The sequence below is a fragment of the Ruegeria sp. CDSB117 genome (assembly GCF_059611005.1).
On the sequence record NZ_JBXWOS010000010.1, the window covers coordinates 47,313 to 67,432 of the forward strand.

A 20,120-nucleotide genomic window follows, 5' to 3' on the forward strand; every position below is an offset into this window, starting at 1 on the left:
TGTAGAAGTCATCTTCTGACAGGAAAGGAACCCCACCATGGAAGTTACAACAGTTGGACTGGATCTTGGTAAGGACGTCTTCCAAGCTCACGGCATCACCGCAGACGGGGCGATTGTTTTCAATCGAACAATTCGACGCAAGCAGTTGCTTAAGTTCTTCGAGAAATTGCCGAGTTGCCTTGTCGGGAAAGAAGCCTGCGGGTCGGCCCATCACTGGGCGCGCGAGCTGACCGAAATTGGTCATGATGTGCGGCTCATGCCTGCGGCCTATGTCAAACCGTATGTCACGCGCCAGCCCGTGCCTGCGGCGAAGCCAAGCTAGCCCGTGCAGAACTTGGGGTCGAGTTTATAGTGGACGCGGCCTACGATTGATCTGTTGCGGGTTTCGGCTTCGCTCAATCGCACCGGCAACAACGTCAACCAGATTGCGCGGCGCTTGAACGAGGCGAGCGGTGTGCTGTAAGCGAAGTGCTGCGATTTTGTAGATTGGCGCACCTGTCATCAGATTGGGACCTTCTCAATCTGATGACAGGAGGTTCCGATGGTGGAACATTATGTACCCGCGCTGCGCAAGTGCTTTCTCGAAGACATGCGGACCGCGGGGCTCAATACCTGTCGATCAAGTATTCCGAGCGCCTTGACGAGGCGAAGGTCGGTGCCTCGGTCGGCAGTAGCGGGGACAGTTACGATAACGCCCTCTACAAGGCTGAGGTCATCGAACACGAAGGCCCGTGGAGTGGCAAGAAAGACGTGGAAATGGCAACCCTCAATTGGGTCAATTGGTGCAACGAAAAGCGCCTCTTCGGCCCGCTCGGGTATATCTCACCCGCACCAGCAGAAAGGAACTTCTACAACGCAGATTGCGCGGCTAAGATCGCCGTAGAATGACAAACTCAAACGTCTCCGGTAAACTCGGTCTGGTTCAGTAACCATAGAAGCCGGTAGTCGTTTAGAACTCTTTGGAGAGAGCCATGATCGTCTCGGTACGCTTGACACCATCGATTTTATAGATCTGCTCCAGCACGAGATTCAGACGCGGCTTTTCGATGGGATTGATGAGCAGCGCGAAGTCGTGGTCTCCTACGATTCTTAGACAACTTGCAACCTCTGGCATGGTCGCAAATTCGCGTGCTGCTGCTTCCCCCTTGCTGCGGATTTCCATGTTTATCAGTACAATTGCCCCTATGCCGCCTGTTTCAACGGTCGAAGGTTCCTTGATTGTGTAGCCAAGAATCTGCTGAGTTTGCTCCAGTCTTGAAAGCCTTGCCTGCACCGCAGTGCGCGAACGGCCAACCTTCCTCGAAAGATCGGTGACGGGCACACGCGAGTCCCTGCGCAGCGCTTCAAGTATTTGCTCGTCGATCTTATCACGCATTGATATCCAAGCCCGTCCCAAATTGCAGATTGCCTAGTGTATAGGCATATTGCCTATGATTTCAATCGATTTAACAATCGACAGGACGGGCCGTTTTGACTGACATCTTCGTTATGGACAACGCAACACTATTGAACTCGATTTCGTCCCGTGCGCGGGCTTTGGAAGCCTCCAAGATCCGCGAGGTTGCAGAGCTTGGCATGAAGCAAGACGGCGTGTTGCCGCTCTGGTTCGGTGAAGGCGCCTGGCCGACCAATTCACTGATTGTGGACGCTGCAATTGCCGCGCTCAAGGCTGGCAATCATATGTACCAGCCGAACAATGGCGCGATGGCGCTGCGGCAAGCGATTTGTGCTTATAGCAACGAACTTCTGGGCAGCCGTCTGAAACCGGCTCAGGTCACAGTCACCCCTTCCGGAATGCAAGGCCTCATGCTGACGGCTGAATTTCTTGTGACTCCCGGCGACCGGGTTATCGCAGTGGAGCCGGGCTGGCCCAATATCATCGGTGCTTTCAAGGCGACCGGTGCAGAGATTGCGAGCGTGGCAATCGTGCCGAAGGGCGGTCATTGGGCGCTCGACGTGGAAGAGCTGATCGCGGCGCTGACACCGGGCACCAAAGCGGTGGTGATTAACTCGCCCAACAACCCCACCGGCTGGACCATGTCGGCCGAGGAGCAGCGTCTGGTGTTGGAGCATTGCCGCCGGCACGGCATCTGGATCGTTGCCGATGACGTTTATTCCCGGCTCTACCGCCATGGGCGTCACGCGCCCTCATTCCTGTCGATTGCAGAGCCTGAGGATCAGCTGATCTCTGTGAACTCGTTTTCAAAATGCTGGTCGATGACCGGATGGCGGCTTGGCTGGATCGTGGCTCCCGCCGCGTTCGAGGCTAAGCTGGGTCAGCTGACCGAGTTCAACACGTCCTGCACAGCCGGCTTTGTCCAGGAAGCGGGCATTGTCGCGTTACGCGACGGTGAGGAAGAAATTGCCAGCCTACTGAGCAAGATCCAGGCTGGGTACGAAATCACGGCAGAACGCCTCAACGCTTTTTCGCGGGTGGAGTTCATTGAGCCTGATGGTGCTTTCTACTGCTTCTTCCGAGTTGACGGGCTGACTGACAGCTTCGCTGCGGCTGGTGAAATCCTTGAGCAGACCAAGGTCGGGCTAGCGCCGGGCGTGGCGTTCGGTCCGCAGGGAGAAGGTTATTTGCGGCTCTGCTACGCGCAGCCGGCAGAAGTGCTGGAAGAGGCCTTCAAGCGGCTCGAGCCGTTCCTCTCGAAGTGATGCCTCAATATCGGGGAGGAAAGACATGACGTATCAACTCAGCCTTGAGGGTAAAACCGCGCTGATTACTGCCGCTGGGCAGGGTATCGGGCGTGCCAGCGCCGAGGCCTTTGCCCAGGCTGGCGCCTCGGTCATTGCCACAGACATCAATGAGACTTCGCTAGCTGAGCTCAATGCGATTGACGGCATTACCGCATGGAAACTGGATGCAACCGATCCCGAAGACATCAAGCGGGTACTGCATGAAGCTGGTAGGCTGGATGTGCTGTTCAATTGCGCTGGATTTGTCCATACCGGCAGCATCCTGGATAGCACCGAGGAAGATTGGGACTTTGCCTTCGATCTGAATGCCAAGGCCATGTACCGCCTGTGTAAGGCAGTCCTTCCGGGCATGCTTGAACAGGGCAAGGGGTCGATCATCAACATGTCCTCGGTGGCATCCTCCTTGAAGGGCGTTCCAAACCGCTTTGTTTATTGCGCGTCCAAGGCAGCGGTCATCGGCATGACCAAGGCGATCGCTGCTGACTACGTAACCCAAGGCATCCGTTGCAATGCGATCTGCCCTGGCACCGTAGATAGCCCATCGCTGCACGACCGGTTGCGGGCCACGGGCGATTACGAGGCGGCGCGGGAGCAATTCATCGCGCGCCAGCCTATGGGGCGCGTTGGCGATGCAGACGAAATTGCAGCGCTTGCAGTTTACCTTGCCTCGGATGCCAGCGGATTCACCACGGGCCAGGCCCATATCATCGACGGCGGCTGGGCCCTCTGAACGGAGACTATCATGAAACTTTTGCGTTATGGCCCGAAAGGGCACGAAAAACCCGGTATCGTCGACGCTGACGGTGTTGTCCGCGATCTGTCCGGCTTGGCGGATGACATTGCCGGTGAGGTTCTGACGGATCAAGGCCTGGCCGGCATTGCCGAAGCTGACCTGTCGTCGCTGCCTGCCGTTGAGGTCGACCGTTATGGGCCCTGCGTCGGCGGTGTTGGCAAGTTCATCTGTATTGGGCTCAATTACTCCGACCATGCCGAGGAAAGTGGGCTGGAGGTGCCGCCGGAGCCGGTGATCTTTGCCAAGGCGACTTCGGCAATTTGCGGTCCCAACGACACGGTAGAAATCCCCCGCGGCTCGAAGGCCACCGACTGGGAAGTTGAACTGGGCGTCGTAATTGGCAAAGAGGCAAAATATGTCGATGAGGCAGAAGCTCTCGAACATGTTGCGGGCTACTGCGTGATCAACGACATTTCCGAACGTGATTTCCAGAACAAGCGCGCAGGGCAGTGGACCAAGGGCAAATCTGCCGACACGTTCGGTCCTATTGGACCTTGGCTGGTGACCCGCGACGAGGTTTCTGACCCGCAGAATCTGCCGATGTATCTGGAAGTGAACGGAGAGCGCCGCCAGGACGGAAGCACGAACACAATGGTGTTCGGGGTGGCTCACATCGTCTCTTACCTGTCACAGTTCATGAGCCTGCAGCCAGGCGACATCATCTCCACCGGCACACCTCCGGGTGTGGGCATGGGGATCAAGCCTGAGCCCGTATACCTTAAGGCGGGCGACAAGATGGAACTCGGCATCGAAGGCCTGGGCGTGCAGCGCCAGGACGTTGTGCAGTGCTGACCTTCTCCCCGGCGCCAGGCCGTTCACCCCATTGGCGCTGTTCCTGGGCCAGCTATATTGGTTGCCCGGTCCATCTTTTCCCGAGGCCTACATCCATATCGGTCTCAAAAGGCAAGCCCAGTGAATGAAGGCTGCCTGTAGCCGTGATTTTCATCAGGAGGACAAAGTGATGGAAAACCAAGTTGCAATCGTAACCGGCGGTGCGCAGGGAATAGGCCTGGCTGCGGCTCGGCTTCTGATCGAAAAAGGTGCGAAGGTCGTCAGCTGGGACATTGATGCAAGCAACGGGGACGCAATGGCTGCTCTGGGCGGCAATGCTTTCGCGGTGGACTGCGATATCACCGATCTGTCTTCGGTGGAAGCGGCCTACAAGCGTACTTGCGAGGCAGCGGGAATTCCTTCGATTTTGATCAACAGTGCTGGGATCGCAGGTCCCAACGAACCGCTGGACACCTACGATCCCGAAGCTTGGCGCAAGATCATCGACATTAACCTGAACGGCACATTCTATGTGAACCGCGTCTGCGTTCCTGGAATGCGAGAGCAAGGCTATGGACGCATCCTGAATGTCGCGTCCATCGCAGGAAAAGACGGCAATCCTAATGCTTCCGCCTATTCGGCTTCCAAGGCCGCGGTGATCGGCTTGACTAAGTCCTTGGGCAAGGAACTGGCTGGCTACGATATTGCAGTAAACTGCGTGACGCCGGCTGCGGCCCGGACCCGGATTTTCGACCAGATGAGCCAGGAGCACATTGACTATATGCTTTCCAAAATCCCTCGTGGCCGGTTCCTGGAAGTCGAAGAGGCCGCGAAGATGATCGTTTGGGCGGTTTCACCTGAAAACTCCTTCACCACTGGAGCTGTATTCGATCTGTCTGGCGGCCGGGCCACCTACTAACTCTTGTAAATTAAGTCACTTGGAGGAAAACCCATGACAGATAATGACAAAAAAGCCGCTCTCACCGAACGCCTTGCAAAATGCTACAGCGGTGCAGTTTATGACGCCCTGCGCGAGAGAGGGATAGACAATACTGTTCTGCCCAAAGACATCCGGCCGATTGACGATACTCATGTTCTTGCTGGTCCCGTTTTCACAATTTCAGGAACACCAAAACCTGGGATTAGTGCTGATGATGCTCTGCTGGCTTGGACGGGTTTCCTTTCAACAGCGCCGTCTGGCCATGTCGTAGTTTGCAATGGCCACACTGACGACATCGCGATGATGGGGGAACTGTCTGCCGAGACGCTCCAGATGCGCGGTGTGCGCGGATATGTGACCAATGGCGGGTGTCGGGACAGCAATTTCATTCGTAACATCGGTTTCCCCGTTTTCCATCGCTTCTACACCGCCCGCGATGTGGTGGGCGCATGGTCGGTCGACAAAATGGAAGTCCCTGTGCAGATCGGTGACGTTGTCGTTAAGCCCGGGGATTTTCTGATTGCCGACATTGATGGGGCCATCCTTATCCCAGGTGAAATCGCAGAAGAGATCGTGGTTGAGGTCGAGGAAGTGATGAACACCGAGAACAAGGTCCGCTCGGCTATCCGTAGCGGGACGGATCCGAAAGAAGCCTACCTGACCTACGGGCGCTTCTGAGCGGTCAAACTGGCGTAACAGCACTTGGAGATACGAATATGCATATCGGTTTGCCTGACCAGGGCTGTTTTGTTTTGCGGGTCTGGAATCCAGCGGTTTCAGGGCCTTCGGTTTGCCACTTGCGCGACGGATGCATTGTCGATGTGACCTCGCGTGAAGTGGCAACAGTACGCGACCTGCTTGAGCAGGACGATCCGGCGGGCTGGATCAAGTCTGCCTCAGGCGAAGCAGTTTGCACGCTGGGCGAGCTCGAGGAGAGTTCCGTCGAACGGCCTGATCCTAAATTACCCTATTTTCTGGCGCCCTGCGATCTGCAGCCAGTTAAAGCATGTGGCGTGACCTTTGTATCCTCAATGTTGGAGCGGGTGATTGAAGAGCAGGCACTCGGTGATCCTACCAAGGCCAAGGTGATCCGCGGGCGCTGCGAGACTATTTTAGGCGATAGCCTGACCGGGATTGTTCCCGGGTCAGACCAAGCAATTCAATTGAAGAACGCGCTTCTCGCCGAGGAAGCCTGGTCGCAATACCTTGAAGTCGGAATTGGCCCGGATGCAGAAGTTTTCTCCAAGGCTCAAGCGCTGTCTTCGGTTGGCTGGGGTGCAAGCGTCGGCCTGCATCCAATGTCGCGCTGGAATAACCCGGAACCGGAGGTGGTTCTGGCGATAAACAGCCGGGGTGAGGTCAAGGGTGCCACGCTCGGCAACGACGTGAACCTTCGCGATGTCGAAGGCCGCTCGGCGCTGCTGCTTGGAAAGGCAAAAGACAACAATGCTGCCAGCTCGGTAGGACCTGCCATTCGCCTCTTTGATGGAACCTATTCGATCGCGGATGTGCGTAAAGCGGAACTTGATTTGCGGGTTACCGGGGAGGATGGCTTTGTGATGGACGGTCACAGCACAATGGCCGAGATCAGCCGCGACCCGCTTGACCTGGTTGGGCAGGCTTATGGTGCGCACCACCAGTATCCCGATGGTTTCATGCTGATGATGGGAACCCTTTTCGCTCCAACCCAGGACCGTGATCACCCCGGGGGTGGTTTCACGCACAAAATGGGCGACGTCGTGACCATTTCAAACTCTGATCTGGGTGCTTTGGTCAATACCGTGCGCCTTTCTACCGAATGCCCGCCCTGGGACTTCGCAGCCTCGCATCTGATGCGCAATTTGGCCCGCCGTGGCCTGCTCTGAACGGAGACACTCATGCTAAACGGAAAACATCTGATTGCCGGCGAATGGCTAGGCAGCGCCAGCACTTTTTCATCACAGCCTGCTCACGGCTCCGCCCATAACTTTGCTGTCGGAACGGTGGATCTTGTCGGACGTGCCTGTGAGGCGGCTGAAGAGGCTTTCTGGTCCTATGGCTACTCTGGCGTGGAAAAACGTGCGGCGTTCCTGCACCGGATTGCGGATGAAATTGACGCCCTTGGAGATGATATCACTGAGATCGGAAGCCAGGAGACAGGTTTGCCCGAGGCTCGCTTGACCGGTGAGCGCGGTCGGACTGTCGGCCAGCTGCGCTTGTTCGCAGAGCATATCCTGAAAGGCGATTATCTGGACCGTCGCCATGACAGCGCCTTGCCTGACCGGCAGCCGCTGCCGCGGCCTGAGCTGTATATGGTTCAGCGGCCCATTGGCCCGGTTGCGGTCTTTGGTGCTTCGAATTTTCCACTGGCCTTCTCGACCGCAGGGGGTGACACCGCAGCAGCATTGGCCGCAGGCTGCCCTGTAGTGGTCAAAGGCCACTCAGCGCACCCGGGAACGGGGGAGCTGGTGGCTCAAGCCATCGACAAGGCCGTGAAGGCGATGGATCTGCACCCTGGCGTGTTCAACCTGATCCAAGGAGGCAAGCGGAACGTAGGAGCTGCGCTGGTTCAGCATCCATTGGTTAGGGCGGTTGGCTTTACCGGTTCGCTGGGTGGCGGGCGGGCCCTGTTCGATCTGTGCGCATCCCGCGAAGAGCCTATCCCGTTCTTTGGCGAACTTGGCTCAGTCAATCCGATGTTCCTGCTGCCACGATCTCTCTCCTCCCGTGCTGAGGCAATGGGCGAGGGCTGGTCCGGCTCCTTGACTATGGGAGCCGGCCAGTTCTGCACCAATCCAGGGATTGCCGTCGTGCAGTCGGGCGCAGATGCCGAACGTTTTGTTGCGGCAGCTACCAAGGCATTGGAGCAGGTTGGCGCGCAGACAATGCTGACTGACGGGATCGCCGCAGCCTATCGCGATGGGCGCGACCGGATCCGCGCCAATTCCAGCGTGCAGGGAATCCTCACCACCACCTGCGTCCTGCGCAATGCAACGCCGTACCTTTTCCGCGTCACTGCGCGTGAGTGGTTGGCAAATGATGCGTTGGCCGAGGAAGTCTTCGGTCCGCTGGGCCTGGTTGTCGAAGCAGAAGATGCGGCCGAAATGACTGCTGTTGCGAAGGGACTTAAAGGGCAGCTGACCTGCACCGTCCATATGAGTGAAGACGACACCGCCCAGGCGCAGGCCTTGATGCCAATCCTTGAGCGCAAGGCGGGGCGAGTTTTGGTCAACGGCTTTCCGACCGGCGTCGAAGTATCTGACACGATGGTCCATGGCGGCCCCTATCCGGCCTCGACAAATTTTGGTGCGACCTCGGTGGGTACTCTGTCGATCCGACGTTTCCTTCGGCCTGTATGCTTCCAAAACATGCCAGAGGCACTGCTGCCTCAAGATCTGAAATGAACGTCCAAGGATAATATTATGGCTAAAATGTACAAAGGCATCTGGCCGGTTGCCCCGACCCCTTTTCATGACGATGGAACACTCGACCTTGAGGGTATGAAGCGCGTGCTCGACTTCATGATCGATGCGGGCGTCGATGGCATCTGCATCCTTGCGAATTACTCCGAGCAGTTTGTGCTGTCTGATGAAGAGCGCGAAGTGCTGACTCGATTGTCGCTGGAACATGTGGCGCACCGGGTGCCGGTGATCGTGACTGTCAGCCACTTCGCAACCCAGATTGCGGTGGAGCGCGCGCGTCTCGCGAAATCGCTTGGCGCCAGCATGGTGATGCTGATGCCCCCCTATCACGGGACAACGCTGCGGGGGACGCCGGAGCAAATTTTTCAGCAGTTTGAAGCGGTCGGCGAGGTGGGCATCCCGATCATGGTGCAGGATGCGCCGATGGCCGGCAATGATCTGACTGTGCCGCTTCTGGTCAGGATGGCCCGCGAAATCGAGATGGTGAAGCTCTTTAAGATCGAGTGCATTCCGGCAACCGGTAAGCTGCGCGAGCTTATTGCTGCAGGCGGTGACGCGATTCAAGGCCCCTTCGACGGTGAAGAAGGTATCACATTGATGGCCGACTTGGATGCCGGAGCTACTGGCACCATGACCTCTGCCACAATTCCCGATAAGATCAAGCCCATTCTGGCTTTGCACGCCGAAGGCAACCGCGAAGGTGCATCCGAAGTCTACCGTCAGGTGCTGCCGGTGATCAACTTCGAAAACCGCCAGTGCCTTTGGCGCGCCTCAAAGGCCGCGATGATGGAGGGGGGGTGATCAATTCCGACTGCTGCCGCCACCCGATTGCACCGTTGCATCCTGAGACCCTTGCGGGGCTCTTGGATATTCTTCGGCCGATTGATCCGCTCGTCCTGTCCTGGGGCAAGTGAAGTAAGACTGGGCGGTTGCATCGTTGAACCAAAAACATAGGCCGCAACTGCCCCGCTCGGCCAACTATGGCATGATGAGAACAGTTCTTGGATTGGTGCCTTGCGGGAGGAGCCGGTGATTTTCACGTTCGCGACATAGGCCGCTCCCACATTCTTCTCAACCCAACGAGACCGTATACTGCACTTGGTCGAAATCAATACGATAGAACGCGACATACTTTAACGATGTGAGCTAACGCTATCAGTCAGGATCAATTCTGTCGGGACGAGAGTGAGTTTAGTTGGCGCTGTCGGATCCGAGATACGGCTTAGCAGATGTTGAATGACAACTCTCCCCATCTCTTGCAGATCAATGCTTGTCGTACTCAGCGGCGGATTGGTGTGTTGCAACTCATCGATCCCCTCGTTCGCGATCAACGAGAAATCTTCTCCGATTTTTTTTCCCAACCTCTGCAAACCGGCTTTCAGTCCAAGGGTGACGATAGCATTATATCCGATGGCAGCAGTCGGCGGATCTTCGACATCCAGAATTCTCGCCGCTGCTTCGTATCCCTGAGCACGAACAGGGCGGCATTCGAAAACAAGCGCACGATCGAACTCTTGACCCGCTTCGTCAAATGCTTGCCTGATGCCTTTCATGCGACGGTTAAATGGGGAAATATTGACTGTGCCGCCAACAGCGGCAATGCGTCTGTGACCAAGGTTAAGCAGATGTTTTGCCGCCGTGTAACCCGCAAGTGTCTCATCAGCCACGACTGAATCGATGGGATAGCCACTGATCTCTCGCGAGACACACACTATTGGGGGGCTGAATTTCTTCATCTCTTCCAGGTCGGTCGCCTGAGTTCCAATCGCAGGAACCAGGACGATGCCATCTGCATTGTACTCAGACATTTTCCTGATGAATTCGGATTGTCTCTCCACTTTTTCATCCGTATTGCACAGGAAGACCGTTTTTCCTACTTTGGCAAGTTCACCTTCAATCGCTCCCAGAATCTCGCTGAAGGACGGGTCGGACACGTTGTTAAGCACGATACCCACCGTGTCGGTCTTTGACTTCCTCAATCCTGCCGCGGAACGCTGATAGACATAGCCAGATTCGCGCAGCGCTTCTTTGACCCTGGCGCGCGTCTGGTCCGAGATTCGGCTGTTTTCCTTCATCGCCAAAGAAACAGTTGCAGTGGAAAGTCCTAACTGTTTTGCGATTTGACTAAGGGTCGGCTTCTGCATTCTTATTATTTTTCCTATGGTTATGGTTGCCTAGGGTAGTAATTTCCAACGTTCTTTCGGGCAAGTTGCCCATGAGAAGTCAGAGTTAATCGATTTAATTTGATTTGTAAAAGTTAATCGATTAACTTGAAGCGGCACCGACGGAAAGCAGTTTACGCATTCCGGAGCGCAAGCGCAGTTTCAACGGGAGGAAAACTATGAAACTCGGAAAATATGCATTCGGCATAATCTCGGGTCTGGCGTTGTCAGGCCTACTTGCAACAACAGCCCTCGCCGACACGGTCAGGCTGAAATTGGCCGGGACCTATCCAGTCAACCACTTCGGCCATGAGATTGTCGAAAACATGATCAAAGAGATTGAAGACGCAGACGTAGGCGTGAAAATCTCCTATTTCCCGGCCTCACAGTTGGGATCCGGCGAAGAACTGATCGAGGATGCCATTCGCGGCAATATCGACCTTGTACAAGCGTTCATCTACGCTCAGGCCGATCCTCGGCTGGAAGTCATGAACCTGCCAGGGTTGGTGACGACTTTTGACGAATTGAAAGCGGTCTACGGCAACCCGGACTCCAAGTTTAACCAGATCCTGGCCGGGATCATGGACGACCTGGGGCTGGTCTATCTTGCCAATACCGGCGAAGGGTTGGTCGGTATTGTCGCGAACGAAAAACCTACCGATTATGCCGGTTTCGGTGATAAGGGCGTGAACATCCGCGTCTGGAGTTCAGAGGTCGCCAAAAAGACCACCGAAAGCCTCGGGTATCGGACGACAACGATGAACTGGGCGGAGGTTCTGCCAGCGCTTCAATCTGGCGTCATCGACGGAGCGATCTGCTGTACGCCGGAATGGGCCTATTCGACCTTCGCGGCCGCCGGCGTGGGGAAATACTTTATTCCCGTGAACACGGCTATCGAAGCGTCATCATTCTATGCCAGTGGCAAGTCCTGGGAGAAGTTGAACCAGGAACAGCGCGACGTTATCCGGGCTGCCGCCGAGAGAGCCGCCAACGTTGCGATCAACACATCCTGGGACCGCAATCAAGGCTTCGTCGAAAAGCTGAAGGAAGCTGGCTGGGAAATTCTTGAGTACAGCCCTGAAGAGCGCGCTGCGATGGTTGCCCACATCCAGGAAAACGTCTGGCCGGAACTGGCGGACGTGGTTGGGCAGGACCTTATCGACGAGCTGACCGCCAAGTAACCAAGATTTTCTTTGGTTGCTCATTAATTGGGGATGCCGTGATTGTCTGGCATCCCCCTCTTAACGGGGAGTGAACTTTCGATGGTACTATTTGAAGATGCATTGCCACCCGGTCTGAGCCGGTTCGTTCGGCTGATGGTTTGGATCAAGTCGGTCCTGGTGAGCGTCGCTCTACCGATACTGCCGATCACATTCTTTTTCGTTGTGCTGTTTCGCTATGTTCTGGAACGCGATCTTTTTGCCTACGAAGAATGGCTCATGCCGATCTGCTTCTGGATCTTCTTCTTGGGCAGTGCGCTTGGCACTTACTACGACAAGCAGATCAATGCTGATCTTCTTGATACAGTCACCGAAAATTCAACACTGCTGTGGCTTCGCAAGCTCGTGATCCAGATCATCGAGTTGTCGATAACGCTGGTACTTGTTTACTGGGCCTGGCTGATGATTGCGGATGAGATCGCGGCATATCCTGGATGGAAAACCACCATCGCCCTGAAGATTCCGTTTATTGTTCCACGCTTTGGAATTTTCGTGGGGTTCGTGTTCATGGCGTTCTACAGCGCCTTGTCGATCTTCCTGATGCTGCGCGTGGGCCCCGATCGATATGCCGAGGCCATGGAGAATGCGCGACGGGCAGAGCCCGATGAGGAGGAGGTTGTGACATGGTAATCCTCATCGCCATAATCCTTATCTGCGTTCTGCTGGCAATCGGCGTCTCGGTTCCATTGGCCTTTGGCGGTGTGCTGATCCTTCTGGCCTATACCGGAGGGTACGATGTCTCTGGGTTCTTCGCGACGGGCCACTGGAAGATGAATTCAGTTATCCTGCTGGCCATTCCTCTTTTCATCATGGCTGGCGATATTATGCAGCGGGGCAAAATTGCAAAACCGATCGTTGAGATTGCCGAGCTCATGTTCGGCCATCTCCGCGGCGGGCTAAGTGCTGCCTCGGTCGTGGCCAGTGCGATGTTCGGCGCAATCTCGGGCAGTGGTGCGGCCACATTGACTTGCATCGGTTCGATCATCATGCCGCATCTGCGCAAGGCACGGTATCCCGCAGGCATTTCCGGCGCATTGGTGATCTGTGCAAGCCCCTTAGGCCTATTGATCCCGCCAAGCGGCGCGCAGTTGCTCTATGCCTGGGTCGGTCAGTTGAACGTTCTTGAATGTTTCCTCGCAACGGTCGTACCAGGGCTGATCCTTACGACCCTGTTGATCATCGTGAATTTCGTGATCCTTCGGAAGGATACCGAAATTCAGGTTACCGAAGTTCCGGACCGTTTCTTCCGTGCACTTGCTGGTAAAACAGCCATCGCAACACCGGCGATCCTGATGCCACTGATCATTCTGGGCGGCATTTATGGTGGCATCATGACGCCCACCGAAGCCGCTGGCGTCGCCGTAATTTATGCCATTCCGGTGGGCTTCTTCGTCTACCGCGGCCTGACACTCAAAACCTTCTATGAAAGTATGAAACACTCGGCGATCACGATCGGCGTGGTCATGGTCATGATCTTCACAGTCTTAATCGCCAGCCGCTTCCTGATTTTCGAAGATATTCCCGGTCTCGCCGAGGATCTGATCTATTCCATTTCAGATAACCCAATAATGATTTTCCTGATGCTCAATCTGGTCATGCTTCTGATTGGTATGCTGATGGACGATATCAGCGGAATCATCCTGAGCGCATCGCTTCTGCTACCCATCGCTGTTGGAGCTGGAATGGATCCAATCCACTTTGCCGCAGTTCTTGGTGTTAATCTTGGCATGGGCAACATCACGCCGCCAACGGCACCGCTTCTGTATCTCGGATCGCAAGTGACAGACGTGCCGGTCCGACAACTGATCTGGCCGACACTGATTTTCATCGTGTTTGCTTGGCTGCCAACTTTGCTGATCACCACATTTATCCCTGGGATCGCTCTTTGGTTGCCGAACATGTTCTTCGGCTCCTAGCAACACGAAAACACCAGCCAGAATAGAAAGAAGTTGGTATGCAAAACTCTGTTCCTTCAAACCGGGCGACGGTTGTCGTGGCTGAAATTCTGGCTCCGAAAGCCAATTTTGATTTCGCTGCCCACGCTCATATCACGGACAAGTCGTGATGGCGGACGCGCTCATAATCGGCGGTGGGCTGATTGGCATCACAACGGCCCACCGATTGGCCAAACGCGGCTGCTCGGTCGTGCTGGTGGAGGCCAACGAGGATGTCGGTCTTGGTGCCAACTTTGCAAACGGTGCGATGCTGGTGCCTTCACAAACTATGCCATGGAATTCGCCAGGGATATTGTCCACGCTTTTGAGGTCAATCGTGACACAAAATTCCGCAGTGCGGATCAAGCCGAAAGCTATCCCGTCCCTGTTCAAATGGGGCCTGCAATTTCTCAAGAACTCAAAGCCGCATCTGCACGAACTCCATACGCGCCGATTGCTCGAACTGGCGCTCTTTTCCATGGATGTCTTTGAGGAATACTACAAAGGATACGCAGACCAATTCGAACCCAAAAAATGTGGCACCATCAAAATCTACCGCGACCAACCAGGTCTGGAAGCCCAGATCAGATCCAATCGTCACCTCAGTGAGGTTGGGCTAGATTGGGAGGCACTAACGCCTGATCAAACTGTTGAGGCTGAGCCGCACCTTCAAGCGCTGGCCCCGCAGCTGGCAGGCGGAATTCGTTTTTCCGCTGATGTGGTGGCGGAATCGCGAAAATTCTGTCAAATCCTCCGCGATGACCTCGTCGCTTCCGGTCAGATAATACATGTTAGTTGCCAAGCCAATGAACTGCTGATGTCAGGCGAAAAGGTCATCGGCGCGCGTACAACAATCGGAGATATTCGGGCGAAGAATACCATTCTGGCCCTTGGGGCCAATACAAGAAAATTGGCTGCAAACGACGCAAGATCAATCTTGGTGCGCCCCGTGAAAGGGTACTCGGTCACATACGATACAACCGGCGTCAACGACCTGCCTTCGTATCCCGTTATCGACGAAGGGATGCATGTCGGGATTGTTCCAATAAATGGCAAATTGCGCGCTGTTGGAATTGCCGAGTTCGCCGGGCATGACGACACTCTAAGCCCCAAAATAATCCGGCAACTCGATCGCCTGACCAAATCCGTTTACCCCAACCTTGCGCAGACGCTTGACGGCTGCAAGCGCGAGCCGTGGACTGGATTCCGCCCGATGAGTGCTGACGGTTTGCCCTATATCGGCGAAGCATCCAGCAAGGGGCTTTGGGTCAATACCGGGCACGGCCATCTGGGTTGGACCCTCGCCACCGGGTCGGCAGAGTTGCTTGCTGACCTCATCATGGGCAAGCCAACAGCCTTGGACGCATCCAGCTATGCAGTAACTCGATCACACTAGACAGAAGATAAACCTAATGGAAGACAAGGTCATGAAAATAAAAGATATTCGCCTCACACGGCTCTTTTCCAAGTTCAAGACGCCCTATGTCTGGGCCATGGGCAAGAATCTTGGTCAAACAACAATCCTGATTGAGGTCGAAACGGATGCGGGCGTCGTCGGCTACGGCGAAACCGCCCCGACGATGACGTCCCCAGAGGCGATCCATGCGCTCTTACTAACCGCTAAAACGGTCCTGATAGGGCAGCCCATCACTCAGATCACCGATTTGATGAAACAGCTCTTTACGCAAAATTTTGGACATCACTATGCCAGCCAATCTCATCCAAGAATAGGCAATTTTGCGTTTGCAGGTGTTGAATTGGCCCTTTGGGATGCACTTGGCAAATCGTTGGATCTGCCGGTTCATGCCCTGTTGGGTGGGAAGATCCATGACACGGTGAGTTTCATGGGGTTTGTCCAGGGAGACAGTACGGAAGAGGTTGCAGCACATGCCGGTCAGTTGGCGTCGGACGGCTTTGAAGTGATTTACCTCAAGGCCGGATACACCAACGATAAAGATATGGCCAATGTCGAAGCTGTCAGAAAGGCAATTGGCAACAAGCGACTTCGGATCGACCCGAATGAGGCCTGGGACTTGATGGAGGCCCAGGTGATGATCAATAAGCTCGCCAAGTATGATCTCGAGATGGTTGAACAGCCGGTGTCGGCGATTGCCGGCGTTCCGGCATTGAAGGCATTGAAACAATCCTGCTCAGTCCCAATTGCCGCCGACCAGTCCGTGTACACACTAGAGGAGGCTCACTCGATGTGCTCCAGCGGTGCGGCAAGCCTGCTGACTGTGGGTCTGCACGAAACTGGAGGTATTCTTGGGTTCCGCCGCGTCGCTGCGATAGCTCAGGTATTCGACATCAACGTGTGTATTCACGGTGTTTGGGAGACCGGAATTACCACCTGCGCCTCGATACAAGCTGCGTCGGGTGTTCCGAATTTGGATGATGGCAATCAGATCATGTGGCAGCTCCTGCAAGAGGACATCGTCGAAAGCCCGGATCTGACGCCAAATGCCGGGAAAATTCCGGTCATGTCCGCCCCTGGCCTTGGATTTACCCTGAACGAGGACGCCGTTGGTCGGGCCGCAGAAGCCTACGACAAGAAGAATGGTTTGGAGGTAACATGATAGCATTGCAAGACAATTCACCTGCGGTCGTATCGCCCGGCATTTATCCAATGCTCTATGCGTTCTTTGACGATCGCGGTGTATTGCGCCAGGATCCGTTTCGGCGTCAGGTGGATGCGGCTTTGGGCACCCAGGCTGCCGGAGTTGCGATTCTGGGGTTGGGTACGGAGGTCTCGAAGCTCTCATTCGATGAGCGCGTCGAGGTCCTTGAAGTCGTCGCGAAGCGCATTGATGGACGCAAGCCGCTCTTAGCGACCGTCTATGGCGATACGATCACCGAGCAGATTGAGTTTTCGAAGCGAGCAATTCAAAGCGGTGCGTCGGCGCTGATGCTCCAGCCTCCCTCGCAGAAAATGGACGATGCAAAGCTGGCGGGCTTCTTCTCCGAGATTATCTCGGCGGTCGATTGCCCGATTGGGGTCCAGAATGCGCCGGAGTTCCTTGGCTTCGGACTAAGCAACCAGAGCTTGATCGCGCTTGCGAATGACCACAAAAATTTCACCATCGCGAAACTGGAATGCAACGCCGTCGATCTTGAGTCTGTTGCGTCAGAGCTCGGGGATAGCGTGATGCTTTTCAATGGCCGCTGCGGACTGGAATTACCTGACAACCTGCGCGCGGGTGCCAGTGGGCTGATCCCGGCGATTGATACGGTAGATAAGACCAGCGAAATTTTCGCTGAATTCACTGCTGGGACCGAAGAGCGGGCCGATAAGCTATATGCCGATCTATTGCCGGTTCTCTGCTTTATCATGCAGGGAATTCCACATTTCCTGACCTATGGAAAGATGCTGGCCGCAGCGCGTTTGGGAATTGAGCTTGGCGGCAGTCGAGAACCCTCATTGCCAGCGACTGATTTCGGCGCAGCATGCATCCACCGGTTCTCGAAACACTTGGGACCGTTGAATTGAGATATTCCGCAACATCACCAGCCATGAACAATGGCCCAAACACCAAAAGAAGAAAGTCATGAAAAATACTGCGCTACACATTTCGATTTCGTTCCGTGCCCGGCTGAGGAGGCTTTTCTAATGACCGTCGTAAACCTATCGCTAAGTGAGATACATGATCTCGCACTAGAAGCATTCACCCAAAATGGATGCGACCCTCAAAACGCCGGGGCCCTGACCCGGACGGTTGTTGCTGCTGAGCGAGACGGGTCTCATTCCCACGGCTTGTTCAGGGTGCCCGGATATGTGGCATCCCTACGTAGTGGGAAGGTCAACGGCGCCGCCGATCCGCAGATTTCCAACAAATCACCTGTAATTGTTAACGCGAATGGCGACGATGGGTATGCCCCCTTGGCAATCGAGCGAGGTATTCCAGCGCTGGCGAAAGCAGCGAGTGAGTTCGGTATCGCAGCAATGACTCTTACCCACACGCATCATTTTGCCGCCCTTTGGCCAGAAGTTGAGGCATTGGCCGAACAAAATTTGGCAGGGATGGCTTGTGTAAGTTATATGCCAAATGTCGCACCACATGGTTCAAACAAGCCTTTATTTGGTACCAATCCGCTCGCTTTTGCCTGGCCACGGAAAAACAAACCACCATTTGTATTCGACATGGCAACTTCCGCAATGGCCGGCGGCGATGTAGCAATTGCCGCAAGAGATGGCCATTCGGTCCCCCTTGGAACCGGATTGGATGAAAATGGCAATGAAACCACCGATCCGGCAGCAATCTTGAAAGGCGTTTTGCTTCCCTTCGGAGGGCACAAGGGTTCTGCTATTGCAACGATGGTTGAACTCTTGGCGGCTGGTGCGACCGGTGAACGGTTTAGCTATGAAGCGCAAGATGCCGACAACGGTGATGGTGGCCCTCCCCGTGGGGGAGAGTTTTTCCTGGCATTTTCGCCATCACTACTGGCCGGTGAAGGTTGGGAGGGCCATTGCGAAGAGTTTTTCGAAAAATACGAGGCAATTCCGGGATCTCGTCTGCCGGGCGCAAGGCGCCACAACAACCGCAATGATACAACCAACCGTGCCATAGATGCGAAACTTGTCGCCACCATTCAAGAGCTTTGTAGTCGTCCCGATTCGTGAATCAGGCACAAGATCGCCATTTGGTTGCCTGAGTTGTCTTTTGGAGGGTGTCGCATTTGATCGCGTTTACCCGCCCGATACGCAAGTATCGGGCACGCGTCCGCCCACCCGGGCGAACGCCCAGCACTGTAAGCGATACTTGAACTGCGACTCCTATTGGCGTTGAAGGTGATTGACGAATTGGAAGTTAATCGATTAACTTATGAGCATTAAGCGTTCCAGAACATGGGATTCGGCATTGCCCACATCAGCGTTGAAACTGGCCGGTTCCACGAACTGGGTGCCAAATGGGCACCCATGCCATAAAGGAAAAGAATGCCATGAGGTACTCAGGGCTAAGAGTCATTAGAGAGGCCTTGAATGGCCAAAAAGGTTGGAAGCCTGCTTGGCGCAATCCGGAACCCAAACCCAATTACGACATCATTGTCATTGGCGGCGGAGGCCACGGGTTGGCGACTGCACATTACCTAGCGACGAAATATGGTGAGAAAAGCATCGCAGTGGTCGAAAAAGGCTGGATTGGGTCCGGCAATGCCGGGCGTAACACGACAATTGTGCGTGGTGACTACACTTTGCCTCCAAATACCCGCTTCTACGATCACAGTGTTGGCCTGTGGGAAAAGATGGAGCGGGAGTTGAACTTCAATGTCATGCACTCACAGCGTGGCTTGTTGTTCGTGCACCACAACGACTCAGAGAGGGACGACCACTATCGCAAAACCAACATCATGCGGATGCAAGGCACAGATGGCGAAATTTTGGGGCCTGAGCAGGTGCGCAAGATGTACCCCTCGATGAATTTCGACGGACGTTTCCCTATCACGGGTGCCTATCTTCACCGGCGCGGTGGCACCGCCCGCCATGACGCTGTGGTCTGGGGATATGCGCGGTCGGCCGACAGGCGCGGAGTAGATATCCTTCAGAATTGCGAAGTTATGGGGTTCCGGATTGAGCAAGGTAAGGTCCTGGGGATTGAGACAACCCGCGGGTTCATCGGCGCAAGGAAGGTTGGTGTCTCGGTAGCTGGAAATACCAGCCGAGTGATGGACATGGCGGGCATTCGTACCCCAATCGAAAGCCATGTTCTTCAGGCTTTCGTGTCTGAAGGGCTCAAGCCCATCATTCCCGGCCAAGTCAATTATGGCGCAGGTCACTTCTATATTTCGCAGTCGGACAAAGGCGGCCTGGTTATGGGAGGCGACCTGGATCAGTACAATTCCTGCGCCCAGCGGGGCAACCTGCCGGTCTTTGAATCGGTGATTGAAGCCGCTGTGACCTTGTTCCCAATGCTGTCGCGCGCTCGTCTTTTGCGGGCATGGGGCGGTTTGCAGGATATGTCCATGGATGGCCATGCGGTGATCGACGAAACGCCGATCAAGGGTCTCTATTTGAACGGCGGCTGGTGCTACGGCGGATTCAAAGCAACACCCGCAGCCGGCGAATGCTTTGCTCATCTTCTAAGCACAGAACAGCCGCATGAACTTGCCAAGCCCTATCGTCTTGACCGGTTCCGGACCGGCTACCTGCTTGATGAAAAGGGCCAAGGCCCGAACCCGAACCGGCAGTAAGGAGCGGTCA

The 20,120-nt window shown here is 55.2% G+C and carries 18 protein-coding genes and 4 pseudogenes; 20 read left to right on the top strand and 2 right to left on the bottom strand.

Annotation, left to right across the window (positions count from 1 at the left end):
• Positions 1 to 37 precede the first annotated feature (37 nt).
• The 4 genes and pseudogenes from AC2FJC_RS12775 to AC2FJC_RS12790 form a co-directional block, all read left to right on the top strand.
• Positions 38 to 292, top strand: a pseudogene (locus AC2FJC_RS12775) (IS110 family transposase); the annotation flags it as partial.
• Positions 286 to 372, top strand: a pseudogene (locus tag AC2FJC_RS12780) (RidA family protein); the annotation flags it as partial. The pseudogenes AC2FJC_RS12775 and AC2FJC_RS12780, both read left to right, overlap by 7 nt.
• Before the next feature lie 4 nt (positions 373 to 376).
• Positions 377 to 463 (top strand): plasmid mobilization relaxosome protein MobC, encoded by an 87-nt coding sequence (gene mobC / locus AC2FJC_RS12785; RefSeq protein WP_367575553.1) that lies wholly within the window; start codon positions 377 to 379, stop codon positions 461 to 463.
• Between the two features lie 125 nt (positions 464 to 588).
• Positions 589 to 888: pseudogene (locus AC2FJC_RS12790) on the top strand (IS3 family transposase); the annotation flags it as partial.
• Between the two features lie 61 nt (positions 889 to 949).
• Here the strand turns inward: AC2FJC_RS12790 and AC2FJC_RS12795 are convergent.
• Positions 950 to 1,375 carry an Lrp/AsnC family transcriptional regulator gene (locus tag AC2FJC_RS12795; protein ID WP_496676975.1) on the bottom strand — a complete coding sequence of 142 codons (426 nt, stop codon included), beginning with the start codon at positions 1,373 to 1,375 and terminating at the stop codon, positions 950 to 952.
• Between the two features lie 95 nt (positions 1,376 to 1,470).
• Between AC2FJC_RS12795 and AC2FJC_RS12800 the strand changes: the two genes are divergently transcribed.
• From AC2FJC_RS12800 to AC2FJC_RS12835, 8 genes and pseudogenes are all read left to right on the top strand, one after another.
• Entirely contained in the window at positions 1,471 to 2,661 is a 1,191-nt protein-coding gene (locus AC2FJC_RS12800; protein WP_496739803.1) for a pyridoxal phosphate-dependent aminotransferase, read from the top strand.
• 25 nt (positions 2,662 to 2,686) lie between these two features.
• Positions 2,687 to 3,433, top strand: a complete 747-nt coding sequence (locus AC2FJC_RS12805; protein ID WP_496739804.1) for an SDR family oxidoreductase — start codon at positions 2,687 to 2,689, stop codon at positions 3,431 to 3,433.
• A 12-nt stretch (positions 3,434 to 3,445) separates the two neighbouring features.
• On the top strand, positions 3,446 to 4,288 hold the full coding sequence (locus AC2FJC_RS12810) for a fumarylacetoacetate hydrolase family protein (RefSeq protein WP_496739805.1): 843 nt from the start codon (positions 3,446 to 3,448) through the stop codon (positions 4,286 to 4,288).
• Positions 4,289 to 4,457: 169 nt separating this feature from the next.
• Positions 4,458 to 5,186 (top strand): SDR family NAD(P)-dependent oxidoreductase, encoded by a 729-nt coding sequence (locus AC2FJC_RS12815; RefSeq protein WP_106607586.1) that lies wholly within the window; start codon positions 4,458 to 4,460, stop codon positions 5,184 to 5,186.
• Between the two features lie 33 nt (positions 5,187 to 5,219).
• Positions 5,220 to 5,885 (top strand): RraA family protein, encoded by a 666-nt coding sequence (locus tag AC2FJC_RS12820; protein WP_106607287.1) that lies wholly within the window; start codon positions 5,220 to 5,222, stop codon positions 5,883 to 5,885.
• A gap of 38 nt (positions 5,886 to 5,923) precedes the next feature.
• Positions 5,924 to 7,072, top strand: a complete 1,149-nt coding sequence (locus AC2FJC_RS12825) for a fumarylacetoacetate hydrolase family protein (RefSeq protein WP_106607286.1) — start codon at positions 5,924 to 5,926, stop codon at positions 7,070 to 7,072.
• A gap of 12 nt (positions 7,073 to 7,084) precedes the next feature.
• Positions 7,085 to 8,590, top strand: coding sequence for an aldehyde dehydrogenase (NADP(+)) (locus AC2FJC_RS12830; RefSeq protein WP_496739806.1), 1,506 nt, complete (start codon positions 7,085 to 7,087; stop codon positions 8,588 to 8,590).
• A gap of 18 nt (positions 8,591 to 8,608) precedes the next feature.
• Positions 8,609 to 9,522 (top strand): annotated as a pseudogene (locus AC2FJC_RS12835) (dihydrodipicolinate synthase family protein).
• Between the two features lie 219 nt (positions 9,523 to 9,741).
• On the opposite strand, the gene AC2FJC_RS12840 reads toward AC2FJC_RS12835, so the two are convergent.
• Complete coding sequence (locus AC2FJC_RS12840) at positions 9,742 to 10,752, bottom strand: LacI family DNA-binding transcriptional regulator (protein ID WP_106607283.1); 1,011 nt, start codon at positions 10,750 to 10,752, stop codon at positions 9,742 to 9,744.
• A 197-nt stretch (positions 10,753 to 10,949) separates the two neighbouring features.
• Between AC2FJC_RS12840 and dctP the strand changes: the two genes are divergently transcribed.
• The 8 genes from dctP (at position 10,950) to AC2FJC_RS12880 (ending at position 20,110) form a co-directional block, all read left to right on the top strand.
• Positions 10,950 to 11,951 (top strand): TRAP transporter substrate-binding protein DctP, encoded by a 1,002-nt coding sequence (dctP, locus tag AC2FJC_RS12845; protein WP_496676989.1) that lies wholly within the window; start codon positions 10,950 to 10,952, stop codon positions 11,949 to 11,951.
• A gap of 81 nt (positions 11,952 to 12,032) precedes the next feature.
• Positions 12,033 to 12,620, top strand: a complete 588-nt coding sequence (locus AC2FJC_RS12850; protein WP_496676992.1) for a TRAP transporter small permease — start codon at positions 12,033 to 12,035, stop codon at positions 12,618 to 12,620.
• The gene (locus tag AC2FJC_RS12855; RefSeq protein WP_496676995.1) at positions 12,614 to 13,906 is read left to right on the top strand and encodes a TRAP transporter large permease; all 1,293 of its coding nucleotides are present in this window, start codon (positions 12,614 to 12,616) and stop codon (positions 13,904 to 13,906) included. Before AC2FJC_RS12850 ends, AC2FJC_RS12855 begins: the two co-directional genes overlap by 7 nt.
• Positions 13,907 to 14,054: 148 nt before the next feature.
• Entirely contained in the window at positions 14,055 to 15,320 is a 1,266-nt protein-coding gene (locus tag AC2FJC_RS12860) for an FAD-dependent oxidoreductase (protein WP_496676997.1), read from the top strand.
• A gap of 31 nt (positions 15,321 to 15,351) precedes the next feature.
• Positions 15,352 to 16,500 (top strand): mandelate racemase/muconate lactonizing enzyme family protein, encoded by a 1,149-nt coding sequence (locus AC2FJC_RS12865; RefSeq protein ID WP_496677000.1) that lies wholly within the window; start codon positions 15,352 to 15,354, stop codon positions 16,498 to 16,500.
• Positions 16,501 to 16,505: 5 nt separating this feature from the next.
• The gene (locus AC2FJC_RS12870) at positions 16,506 to 17,411 is read left to right on the top strand and encodes a dihydrodipicolinate synthase family protein (RefSeq protein WP_496677003.1); all 906 of its coding nucleotides are present in this window, start codon (positions 16,506 to 16,508) and stop codon (positions 17,409 to 17,411) included.
• A 120-nt stretch (positions 17,412 to 17,531) separates the two neighbouring features.
• Positions 17,532 to 18,542, top strand: coding sequence for an Ldh family oxidoreductase (locus tag AC2FJC_RS12875; RefSeq protein WP_496739807.1), 1,011 nt, complete (start codon positions 17,532 to 17,534; stop codon positions 18,540 to 18,542).
• Between the two features lie 320 nt (positions 18,543 to 18,862).
• Positions 18,863 to 20,110 (top strand): sarcosine oxidase subunit beta family protein, encoded by a 1,248-nt coding sequence (locus AC2FJC_RS12880; RefSeq protein WP_106607585.1) that lies wholly within the window; start codon positions 18,863 to 18,865, stop codon positions 20,108 to 20,110.
• The last annotated feature ends 10 nt before the right edge of the window (positions 20,111 to 20,120 follow it).